This is a genomic window from Frankia sp. CeTa3Moorea (genome assembly GCF_978021225.1).
Genome location: NZ_CDXDOR010000003.1, coordinates 48,788 through 59,024 on the forward strand (window position 1 = coordinate 48,788; position 10,237 = coordinate 59,024).

11 protein-coding genes are annotated in these 10,237 nt (G+C 71.0%); 7 read left to right on the top strand and 4 right to left on the bottom strand.

Going from position 1 to position 10,237, the window contains the following annotated elements:
- Window positions 1-38 precede the first annotated feature (38 nt).
- Together AC08OV_RS01235 and AC08OV_RS01240 are read right to left on the bottom strand one after the other, a co-directional pair.
- Complete coding sequence (locus AC08OV_RS01235; protein ID WP_476591550.1) at window positions 39-740, bottom strand: Crp/Fnr family transcriptional regulator; 702 nt, start codon at window positions 738-740, stop codon at window positions 39-41.
- Between the two features lie 127 nt (window positions 741-867).
- On the bottom strand, window positions 868-1,104 hold the full coding sequence (locus tag AC08OV_RS01240; RefSeq protein WP_023840719.1) for a hypothetical protein: 237 nt from the start codon (window positions 1,102-1,104) through the stop codon (window positions 868-870).
- Window positions 1,105-1,248: 144 nt separating this feature from the next.
- On the opposite strand from AC08OV_RS01240, the gene nth reads away from it, so the two are divergent.
- The 4 genes from nth to AC08OV_RS01260 are packed head-to-tail and all read left to right on the top strand — an operon-like array spanning window position 1,249 to window position 4,582.
- Window positions 1,249-1,983 carry an endonuclease III gene (gene nth / locus AC08OV_RS01245; RefSeq protein ID WP_476591551.1) on the top strand — a complete coding sequence of 245 codons (735 nt, stop codon included), beginning with the start codon at window positions 1,249-1,251 and terminating at the stop codon, window positions 1,981-1,983.
- Window positions 1,980-2,828: an NUDIX hydrolase gene (locus AC08OV_RS01250; protein WP_476612355.1), complete on the top strand. Its 849-nt coding sequence runs from the start codon at window positions 1,980-1,982 to the stop codon at window positions 2,826-2,828. The genes nth and AC08OV_RS01250 overlap by 4 nt, the downstream gene beginning before the upstream one ends.
- Window positions 2,828-3,379 (top strand): hypothetical protein, encoded by a 552-nt coding sequence (locus AC08OV_RS01255; protein WP_476612354.1) that lies wholly within the window; start codon window positions 2,828-2,830, stop codon window positions 3,377-3,379. The genes AC08OV_RS01250 and AC08OV_RS01255 overlap by 1 nt, the downstream gene beginning before the upstream one ends.
- An 18-nt stretch (window positions 3,380-3,397) precedes the next feature.
- Complete coding sequence (locus AC08OV_RS01260; protein ID WP_476612353.1) at window positions 3,398-4,582, top strand: MarP family serine protease; 1,185 nt, start codon at window positions 3,398-3,400, stop codon at window positions 4,580-4,582.
- A 35-nt stretch (window positions 4,583-4,617) separates the two neighbouring features.
- Here AC08OV_RS01260 and AC08OV_RS01265 read toward each other — a convergent pair whose 3' ends face one another.
- Both AC08OV_RS01265 and AC08OV_RS01270 read right to left on the bottom strand, forming a co-directional pair.
- Window positions 4,618-5,532 (bottom strand): alpha/beta fold hydrolase, encoded by a 915-nt coding sequence (locus AC08OV_RS01265; RefSeq protein WP_476594877.1) that lies wholly within the window; start codon window positions 5,530-5,532, stop codon window positions 4,618-4,620.
- Window positions 5,533-5,708: 176 nt separating this feature from the next.
- Window positions 5,709-6,188 carry a phage holin family protein gene (locus AC08OV_RS01270; protein ID WP_476612352.1) on the bottom strand — a complete coding sequence of 160 codons (480 nt, stop codon included), beginning with the start codon at window positions 6,186-6,188 and terminating at the stop codon, window positions 5,709-5,711.
- 374 nt (window positions 6,189-6,562) lie between these two features.
- Between AC08OV_RS01270 and AC08OV_RS01275 the strand changes: the two genes are divergently transcribed.
- The 3 genes from AC08OV_RS01275 to AC08OV_RS01285 all read left to right on the top strand — a co-directional run.
- A complete protein-coding gene (locus tag AC08OV_RS01275; protein WP_476612434.1) occupies window positions 6,563-7,591 on the top strand; it encodes a hypothetical protein in 1,029 nt (342 codons plus the stop codon).
- A 288-nt stretch (window positions 7,592-7,879) separates the two neighbouring features.
- Complete coding sequence (gene ssd, locus AC08OV_RS01280) at window positions 7,880-9,088, top strand: septum site-determining protein Ssd (protein ID WP_476612433.1); 1,209 nt, start codon at window positions 7,880-7,882, stop codon at window positions 9,086-9,088.
- 203 nt (window positions 9,089-9,291) lie between these two features.
- Window positions 9,292-10,237 (top strand): TadA family conjugal transfer-associated ATPase (locus tag AC08OV_RS01285; RefSeq protein ID WP_476619159.1); only part of this gene is annotated, 946 nt, incomplete at its 3' end.

A 10,237-nucleotide genomic window follows, 5' to 3' on the forward strand; every position in this document is an offset into this window, starting at 1 on the left:
GGGACCCCGAGCTTTTCGCCGGTCGCCGGTCGCCGGCCTCAGCGCGCGCGGCGGGACAGGCGTTCGCGATCGAGCAGCACGACCGCGCGGGAGTCCAGGCGCAGCCAGCCCCGGGTGGCGAAGTCGGCGAGCGCCTTGTTCACCGTCTCCCGGGATGCGCCCACCAGCTGGGCCAGTTCCTCCTGCGTGAGTCCGTGCTCGACACGGACACCGGCGGCCTCATTGCCGGGCTGTGCCGGCTCTCCGAAGCGTTCCGCCAAGTCGAGGAGGGCTTTCGCCACTCGCCCCGGCACATCCGTGAACACCATGTCAGCAACGTTGTCATTGGTACGCCGCAACCGGCGGGCCAGCACTCGCAGGAGCATCGCGCCCGCCTCCGGGCGTGATCGCAGCCAGGGACGCAACGCGGTATGTTCCAGCGACAGCAGCGATGCATCCGTGACTGCCGTAGCGGTAGCCGTGCGGGGGCCGGGGTCAAACAACGACAGCTCTCCGAACAGGTCTCCGGGACCCATCACGGACAGCAGGTTCTCCCGGCCGTCGGCCGACTGACGTCCTATCTTCACCTTTCCGGACAGGACGACGAAGACCCGGTCCCCGACATCTCCTTCACGGAACAGCACGTCCCCACGGGTGACATCCTGCCGATCAAGATGGTCAGAGAGGGCCATTCGGTCCTGCTCGGACAGCCCTACGAACAGTGGTACGCGGGCAAGCAGATCCTCCACGGTCCTGAGCATGCCAGGACTATCGGCAGAGAGCACGGCCAGGGACCCCCAGATGGCTCCGACAGGCCGATCGACAGGGCCCGACAGGCCGATCGGCAGGGCCCGACAGGCCCGATCGGCCCGGCCTAGCCCCGCGCGGTCAGGCGGCTCGATGCTTGCCCGGCGGCGGTCGGCGCAGACGCCGCCGGTAGCGCTCCAACGCGGCGGGGAGGCCCTGATTGACGAAGGTGCTGACCTCATCCGGCCGGGCGTTGTCGAGGAAGCCCTCGAGGCCCTTACCGGTGTCGGCGGCATTCAACGGACGTTCCACCCGTTCCATCGCCAGCAGAAGGCCGAGAAGCAGCAGGGGAAAGGTGACCGCGGCAATGACAAACATGACCTCTCCATGGTGGCCGACCGGCGACCATCGCATGCGACCGGGGGTGGGTGTGTCGCGCATCGGCCACCTGGCCGGAGCCCGTTCGGACCACCCGGCAGCGGTGCCGGACGGGCGGATCGACCGGCAGATACGCTGCCAGACATGCCCGCAACCGTCGACGCCGCGGCCGAGACCCCGCTCGCGAAGACCCGGCGGGCTCGCCGGATAGTGCGTCTGCTGGGCAATATCCATCCCGACGCCCACATCGCGTTGCACTTCGACAACGCTCTCGAACTGCTGGTCGCCACCGTCTTGTCGGCCCAGTGCACGGACAAGAAGGTCAACGAGGTCACTCCTGGAGTGTTCGCCCGTTATCGGACCGCAGCCGACTATGCGGGCGCGGACCGCGCCGAACTCGAGGACATGCTGCGACAGACCGGGTTCTTCCGCGCCAAGGCGAACTCGCTGATCGGCATCGGCGCGGCCCTGACCGAACGCTTCGACGGTGAGGTTCCACGGTCGCTGGCGGCCCTGGTGACCTTGCCGGGCGTCGGTCGCAAGACGGCGAACGTCGTGCTGGGGCATGCGTTCGACCTGCCCGGAATCACCGTCGACACTCACGTCGGGCGGCTGTCCCGCCGCTTTGGGCTGACCACTCAGACCGACCCCGTCAAGGTCGAGTCGGACCTGGCGGCGCTCATCGAACAGCGGGACTGGACCATCGCCTCCGATCGCATGATCTTTCATGGGCGACGGATCTGTCACTCGCGCCGCCCGGCCTGCGGCGCCTGCGGGCTGGCCCGGCTGTGCCCGTCCTTCGGGCTCGGCCCCACTGAGCCTGCCGAGGCGGCCCGGCTGGTCCGGGGAACACGCAACGACGTCGAGACCCTGCGATGAACGAGATGCCAGCCAACGCCGGCGGCGCCTTCGACGCCGACGGGGCCACCGTCCCCCCGCCCCCGGCCTGGCTGCGCACTCTGGCGGAGAAGGCCGGGCAGGCCCTCGTGACCAGCCGGACCCATCCGGGTCATGCGGGCGCGGATGCTCGACCGGCCGCCGTACTCATCCTGTTCGGCGATGATGGCCCGGAGGGGCCGGACATCCTCCTGCTCGAACGGGCGGCCGAGCTGCGCAGCCATGCCAACCAGCCCGCGTTCCCCGGTGGCGCCACCGACGCGACGGACGAGTCGCGGGTGCACACGGCGCTGCGCGAAGCCGAGGAAGAGGTAGGGCTCGATCCCGCGGGGGTCGAGGTGCTCACCGTCGCCTCCCCGCTCTACCTGCACGCCAGTCGTTATCTCGTGACCCCGGTGATCGGCTGGTGGCGTATTCCGTGCGCGGTCGTGCCCGTCGATCCCGCCGAGACCTCGTCGGTCGTCCGGGTGCCACTCGCGGAGCTGGCCGACCCGGCCAACCGGGTCATGCTGCGCCACCGCACCGGCCTCGCCGGACCCGCCTTTCGGGTCCGCAGCATGCTGGTGTGGGGCTTCACCGCGGGCATCCTCGATGTTCTTCTCCGTCTCGGCGGGTGGGAACGACCGTGGGACGACACCGAGCTCATCGACTACCCAGTCGCGCGGGCCACGACCAGCGGGACCCCGGTCATGCCCGCGCAGACGTCCCGCCCGCCGGCACCGTCCCCTGCACCGCTACAGTCCGGTCCACTGGACAAGTCCCCGTCACTGGACAAGTCCAGCCCGCCGACGGCACCGGCATCGCCCTGCGACGAGAGGCACAGCTGATGACCAGCACCGCGGACCGTGACCATGCGGGACCGCGACCGTCCATCCACTCCCCCCGGCAGGGGCGGTCACGACGGCCGGGTGGTATCCAGCGCCCGCCCGCTCGGGTGGCCTGGATGGACCGGGCGGGCTGGACCGGACGGACACCCCGGCTGGGCCGGCTCACGGTAGCCCTCGGGCTGGCGCTCGGTCTGTTCCTGGGCGCCGCGGGCTGCGGCGGCTCGGGCAAGGACGGCGCGTCGGCGGGGCCCTCCCTCACTCCCACCGAGGGAGCGGGCGGCCTGCAGATCTTCGCCGTCACGGGCCTGCCGAACCTGCACTTCTCCGCGATGGAACTGGTGGCCAGGCCGGGACGGATCCGCGTCGACTTCTCGGTCACGCCGCAGTCCCCGCCGCACAACTTCGTCATTCCGCGGATTCCCGAGGCACACACGCGCATCGTCTCCGCGGGAGAGTCACAGAGCATCACCTTCTCCGTGACGGAACCGGGTAGCTACCCGGTGGTCTGCACTCTGCATCCCAACATGACAGCCACACTGAAGATCGCCTGAGTCGAACCGACGCCCGTCGTGCTCAACGTCCTGGACATCGTTCTTCTCCTGCTCGCCGTGCTCTTCGCGATCTCCGGGTACCGGCAGGGCTTCCTGGTGGGCGCGCTGTCGTTCGTCGGCTTCCTCGGCGGCGGTGTGCTCGGTGCCAAGGTCGCGAAGCCCTTCGCCGAACTGATCGGTCAGGAGAGCCACGGCGCCATGGTCGGTCTCCTGACCGTGCTCGGTCTCGCCCTGGTCGGGCAGGTCGCGGGCACCGCGGTCGGGGTCGCCATCCGGGACCGGGTGACCTGGCGCCCCGGCAGGGCCGTCGATGCCGCCGCGGGTGCGGTGCTCTCCGGCTTATCGGTGGTTCTTGTCGCCTGGCTGCTGGCGACGGCCGTCGATCGGTCGCCCTTCGAGTCCCTCGCTCGCTCTGTCCGGAAATCGCGGATCCTCGCCACCGTGGACGCCGGGATGCCCAACGAGGTCCGCAGTGCATTCGCCGACCTGCGCCAACTGGCCGACAACAACGGCTTCCCCGAGGTCTTCGCCGGGCTCGGCGGCGGGCGCATCGTCGCCGCCGAGCCGCCCGATCCCGCTTCCACCCAGACTGCCGGGGTCCGCAACGCGGCGGCGAGCATCGTGAAGATCCGTGGCGTCGCCAGGTCCTGCGACAAACGGGTCGAGGGATCCGGGTTCGTCATCGCCCCGCAACGCGTCATGACCAACGCGCACGTCGTAGCCGGGGTGCACCGTCCGATGATCGTGCTGGCCTCGCGCACCCTGCCGGCCGAGGTCGTCCTGTTCGACCCCGACCGGGACGTCGCCGTGCTCCGCGTGCCGGACCTGCAACGGCCGCCGCTACGGTTCCGGATAAACCCACCGGCCGCGGCCGAAGATGCCGCAGTGATTGCCGGTTATCCCCAGGACGGGCCCTACACCACTGTGGCGGCGCGCGTCCGCAACCATCAGACCGCCCAGGCCCCGGACATCTACTCGCACGGCCTCGTCCTGCGCGACATCTACGCGGTCCGCGGACGGGTGCTGCCGGGAAACTCCGGTGGACCCCTGTTGTCCGAAAGCGGGGACGTCCTGGGCGTCGTGTTCGCCGCGGCCGTCAACGACAGCGACACCGGTTACGTCCTGAGCGCCGCCGAAGTGGCCAGGCCTGCCGCCGCCGGGGTGATCGCCACGGCGGAGGTGAGCACGCAGGGGTGCGACTGACCGCCGGTACTCCCGCACCGGCGGCCGGGCGACGCTCAGGGACGAAGCCAGCCGAGCAGTTCGGCGTTGACGAGGTCGGGGGCCTCCTCATGCGGGAAGTGCCCGATCTCACCGAGCAGGCGCCAGGTGTAGGGACCGCTGACGTAACGCCCGGCGCCCTGGGCGGTGGACGGCAGGAAACAACGGTCCATTTCCCCGTGTATCTGCAGGGTCTCCATCCGCAGCGACCGACGGAGGACACTACCGAAACGCGCCCCATCGGGCCGGAACAACGACCGGAAGATCCACCGGTGGTACTCCAGGGAGCTGTGCGCCACCCCGGGAATGCGCATTGCCGATCGATATCGCCGCTCGGCCTCGGCATCCGGATACCCCGGTCCTCCCCAGCCGCGTAGCAGCGTTGCGACGTGGGCGGCGTCCTCGGCCACCAGGACCCGTTCGGGCCGCCATGGCAGCTGAAAACCGAGCATGTACCGGCTGGCGGCACCCTGACCACGGGGATCCGCCGCGATCTGGTGCCGCAGCCGCAGCGGATGAGGCATGGCCAGGATCGCGAGCCGACGCACCACCATCGGGTGACGAACCGCGGTGGTCCAGCCAAGCAGCCCACCCCAGTCGTGGCCCACGACCGCGGCGTCCGGTTCCCCCAATGCCCTGACCAGACCGGCCACGTCATCGGAGAGAGTGAAGGCGTCATAGCCCCGAGGCGGCTTGTCACTCGCTCCATAGCCGCGCAGGTCCGGCGCGACGACGCGGTAGCCCGCCGCCGCCAGCGCGGTGAGTTGGTGACGCCAGGCCCACCAGAACTGCGGGAAGCCGTGCAGCAGCAGGACGAGCGGGCCACTCCCCAACTCCGCCACGTGCAGCCGGGTACCGTTGGCAGACACGTCACGGTGCCGCCACGGCCCGTCGACCAGGACGGTGGCGGGCTCGGGAACGGTGTCCTCCATCGCCTGCCAGGATGGCAGACCAGCCCTCGGCCCCGGACCGGCGGTGCTCGTGACGGGCCGGTCGTGGGGTCCGCAGTCGGCCCTCGAACGTCCGCCGCCGGCTCCGTTGCCAGACCCTCTGCCGACCGCCGGCAGGCTTGGGTACCGGCGGACACCGCGCACCCAGCGCGGGGGTGTCAGTGCCCGCGCTGGCCCGGGTGGGCGGCCGCATCCGCCGACCCGACTGGGGCGGTCGACCCGACTGGGGCGGTCGTGGGATTACGTAGCCAGGTGATGTCGTCGCGCACGGTCTGGATGGTCCGCTCGGGCGGGGAGAGCTTGCGGAACCGCGCCATCGCGAACAGGGCCAGCAGCCCCGCAACGACGAGGTAGAGACCGGCCGTCAGCAGATAGGACCAGAAACGCTCGATGCCGGCCCAGGTGAACAGCTCCCCCAGAAAGATCGTGACGGCGATCAGAGCGCAGAACCCGAGGCCGGCCGCCACCGCCAGAAAACCGATTCCGAGCACAGCTGACACCGCCTGCTGGGCGAGCTCGGCCTTGGCCAGGTTGATCTCCTGACGAACCAGCAACGAGACATCGCGAGTGGCCAGGGCCACCAGCTCACCCAGCGTCGGCTCACGGCCGTCCCGAGCCTTCCCGGCTGCGATCGACACTTCTGGTCCTCCCTCTGGCGGCGACCCGCCCGTGCTGGACGGCGGGACAGTTCGCGCTACCACCCTGATCCGACCTGCGCCCTGATCCGACAGGGTCCGAACCGGCGGCGGACCGGGAAGCCCCACCGGAGGCCATCCGCCCTGGGCCCCTCCGGCCCATACCGGCAACACCCTCCCGGCAACACCCTCCCGGCCGACCGTCCCCCGTCGTGACGCGGTCCGCCGCCCCGGTCCCTCTACGCAGTCTCCCCCGCGCGGAGCCGCCCGGAGGCCCAACGACGCGGCTCAGACCTGTGACTCCTCCTACGGGTCTCACCGTCTTCCCGCTTAGCCCGCACGGCCCGGGCGGTCCGACCCCGCGTGGCCCAGCCCGCATGGCACGAACGGGTAGCGTGCGAGCTGTGAGTCTCCGCCCGTCTGGAACAGTCCTCGCCGCCGATCCACTCGCCCGTGTTGCCGCTCTGCCCGGAGTGCGCGAAGCGGCGGACAGCGCCCGATCCGCGGTGGACACGCTCCTGCGCCACCGCGTTCTGCGCCGCCAGAGCGCCGAGGTGACCGCGGAGGCATCGTTGCGGGCCGCCCACGCCTGCGCCGCCCTCGAGGGATACGAGATCAGCCTGGACGAACTGCGGGCGCACCTGGCCCGATCCGGGCCCGAAGGTGTGCTCCCCGGTCTGGAGAAGACGGACGCGTCGGAGGCCGGAGCGGTCACCGACCGCGGTACGCGGAACGACGCCGCCATGGCCGGATCCGGCCATCCGTTCCCTGTCGTCCTCGGCACGGTTCGGCTCTACGCCGAGCTGGGCATCCTGGTTCCGGCCTGGGAGCAGGCACCGCGACAGGCCCTGGCCCGCATGCACGTGTTGCTGGGCCGGGGTTTCGTCCCGGACGACGAGCTCGGTCGTCCGCGGGCCGATGCCGGCACCCGGGAGATCCTCGACCCGTTGCGGTTGGGCCCGCCTCCCCACTCGGTGGAGACCTCGGTCCGGCTGGATGGCCTGACCGGACTCCTCGTCGCGCCCACGAGCGCGCCGGCGATCGTGGTGGCCGCCGTGGTGCACGGGGAACTGCTGGCCCTGCGACCGTTCGGTGCCCTCGACGGGGTCATCGCCCGGGCCGCCGCCCGCCTGGTCCTGATCGGCCGGGGCCTCGATCCCAAGGCGCTCACGGCGACCGACGTGGGGCATCTCGAGCTGGAACAGAACCCGGCGAGCATCCTGCGGGTGGACCGCACCGGGGACGTCATCGCCGGGGACGTCATCGCCGGGTACCGCGAGGCCGCCGCAGCCTATGTCGGTGGCGGCGCCGACGGCGTGGCCATCTGGGTACGGCACTGCGCGAAGGCCCTGGAACTCGCCGCACGGGAGTCCCTCGCCGTCTGCGAGGCGCTCGCCCGGACCTGATCCACACTTACGGCGCGATTGACGCACCTGACGGATCCGCTGCACGGATGGACCACAACGAACCTGCCCGTATGAACCACTCGGTACGGACCCCTGCGTGGGCCGCCGCCCCTCCTGCCACGTAGGCGGCAGCCACGCGTTCCCGGCCTGCGGTCTCGGCAGGGTCTCGGCCGGTCGAAACCTCCATCAGAACATCTTCAGGCCCTGTGGAGGGCGGTCATCCACAGGGCCTGTCGCGGCGCATGGTGAGACCACGTCTTCCCCGACCCTGATGGGAACGAGGCCGCCATGTCCCCTGCGCCGCCCCTGCTGACCGCCGCGGAGAACCACGGTCCGGTCGTACGCCCGCTCGTCGTCACCGCCATTCCGGACCTGCTTGACGATCTGTTGCGGCTTGCGGCGGCCGCCGGTGTATCGATGACGGTCGCCGCCGAGATGAGCGCGGTGCGCCGCAACTGGACGTCGGCTCCCCTGATCATCGTCGGAATGGACGAGATCGAGCCGTGCATCGCGGCCGCGCTGCCCGATCGACGGCATGTCGTCCTGGTCGGAGGACAGGTCGACGACGGCCGGGTGTGGGACGCCTCCGTGCGCATCGGCGCCGATCACGTGGTCTTCCTTCCCGAAGCCGAGCCCTGGCTCGTCGACCTCCTCAGCGATCTCGACGGGCTCGATCGGCATCATTCGGTGACGCTGGGCATCATCGGCGGCCGCGGCGGGACTGGAGCCTCCACCTTGGCCGTCTCGCTAGCCCTGGCCGGGCTGAGGCACGACCTGCGCACGATGCTGATCGACGCGGATCCGCACGGTGGTGGGCTCGCTCCCGCCTTCGCCCGCCTCGTGCCGTCCATGTCCGGTGCCTTCCCTGGCGGGGAGACCTCCAGCCTGGCGTCGCTGTTTCCCGCGCGCCACGACCAGCATGACCAGATGGACGGGAACGGCCCGGTCGGGCCGATCGCCTGGTCCGGCCTGCTGCCCCGCCGGGGTGACCTCTCCGTGGTGTCCTGGGATCCCGCTGTCAGCCCAGCCGTTCCCCCGGCGACGATGGCCACCCTGCTCGCGACCGCTCGTTGCACGTCCGACCTGGTGATCCTAGATCTCCCCGGCCGAGGGAATCCGGCGGCCACCGCAACCGACGCGGGCACCACCGTGGCCCTGCGGACCTGCCAGACGGTGCTGATCGTCACGCCCGCGGACCTGCCGTCGATCGTGGCGGCCGAACGTGTCTGCTCGGCTGCCATCCGCCAGGCTGCCGATGTGCGCGCCGTCGTCCGGCTGCACCCGTCCGACCGCCTCACCCCGGAGGCGATCGCCACGATGCTCGGCGTGCCACTGGCCGGGGTGATCAGCAGCCGACGGCACCGTCCGGTTCCCACTCGCGACCGCTACGGCGGCTCAGCCAGCGGGAACACCATCGATCGCCTCAGCGAGGAACTGCTGACCCGCCTCGGCGTTCTCGGGCCACGGGTGTGGCCCGATCCGGAGGCCTGGTCATGACCGGGCTCGGCGAGCGACGCAGGTCCCCATTCCCCGCCACAGGTCACGCGGCCTCACCGGCTGCCCGAGCGGCCGCGAGGCCCGCGGTCTCCACACGATCTTCACCGCCGTTCGCAATCCCGCCGGAACCGCTCGAACCACCGGAACCACCGGAACCACCGGAACCGACGACCGCACCCGCGGAGCCGCTCGGAGCCGGCCCGCTGGATTCCCTCCTCGCTGATCCACACGTCACCGATGTCCTGGTCAACGGGCCCGGCGAGGTCTGGGTGGAACGCCGGGGCCGGCTCATCCGTACCTCGGTCGCTTTCGCGGACGAGGAAGCGGTGCGGCGCCTGGCCGTTCGTCTCGCCGCGACGGCCGGGCGGCGCCTGGACGCCGCGATGCCCTTCGCCGACGTGCAACTGCGCGACGGAACCCGGTTGCACGCGGTTCTGGCACCGATTGCGGTGCAGGGTACGTGCCTGTCGCTGCGACGGACCCGGCGTCGCCCCTTCACCTTCGACGAACTCGTGCTCGCCGGAACAATGAGCCCGGCCGTGGCGGCCGTGCTGCACGCAGTCCTGAGCGCCCGACTTGCAATCGTGGTGACCGGGGGAACCGGCTCGGGCAAGAGCACGCTACTTGCCGCGCTACTGGGAGCGGTGCGCCCCGACGAACGGATCGTGCTAGTGGAGGACACCGCCGAGCTCGTCATGGACCGTCCGGGGATGGTGCGGCTCGAGGCCCGCTCGCCGAACATCGAGGGCGCTGGCGAGGTGACCCAGCGCGATCTGGTCCGCCAGGCGCTGCGCATGCGCCCGGACCGGCTGGTGCTCGGCGAGGTCCGCGGCCCCGAGGTGCTCGATCTCCTCGTCGCCCTCAACACCGGTCACGAGGGCGGGTTGAGCACCGTGCACGCCAACGACACCAGTGCGCTGCCCACCCGTCTGGAGGCTCTCGCCGCCCTCGCCGGGCTGTCCCGCCCAGCGGTCCACAGCCATATCGCGGCAGCGCTCCACACCGCCGTTCATCTTCGCCGGGAGGCCGACGGCCGCCGCCGGGTCTGCGCGATCGGGGTGTTCCGCCAGGCGGGCAGCGGACTGGTTCAGGTCGTGCCGGCCCTGGTCGTTCCTGCCTCACCTTCCCGGAACGGGCCAGCCATGCGCG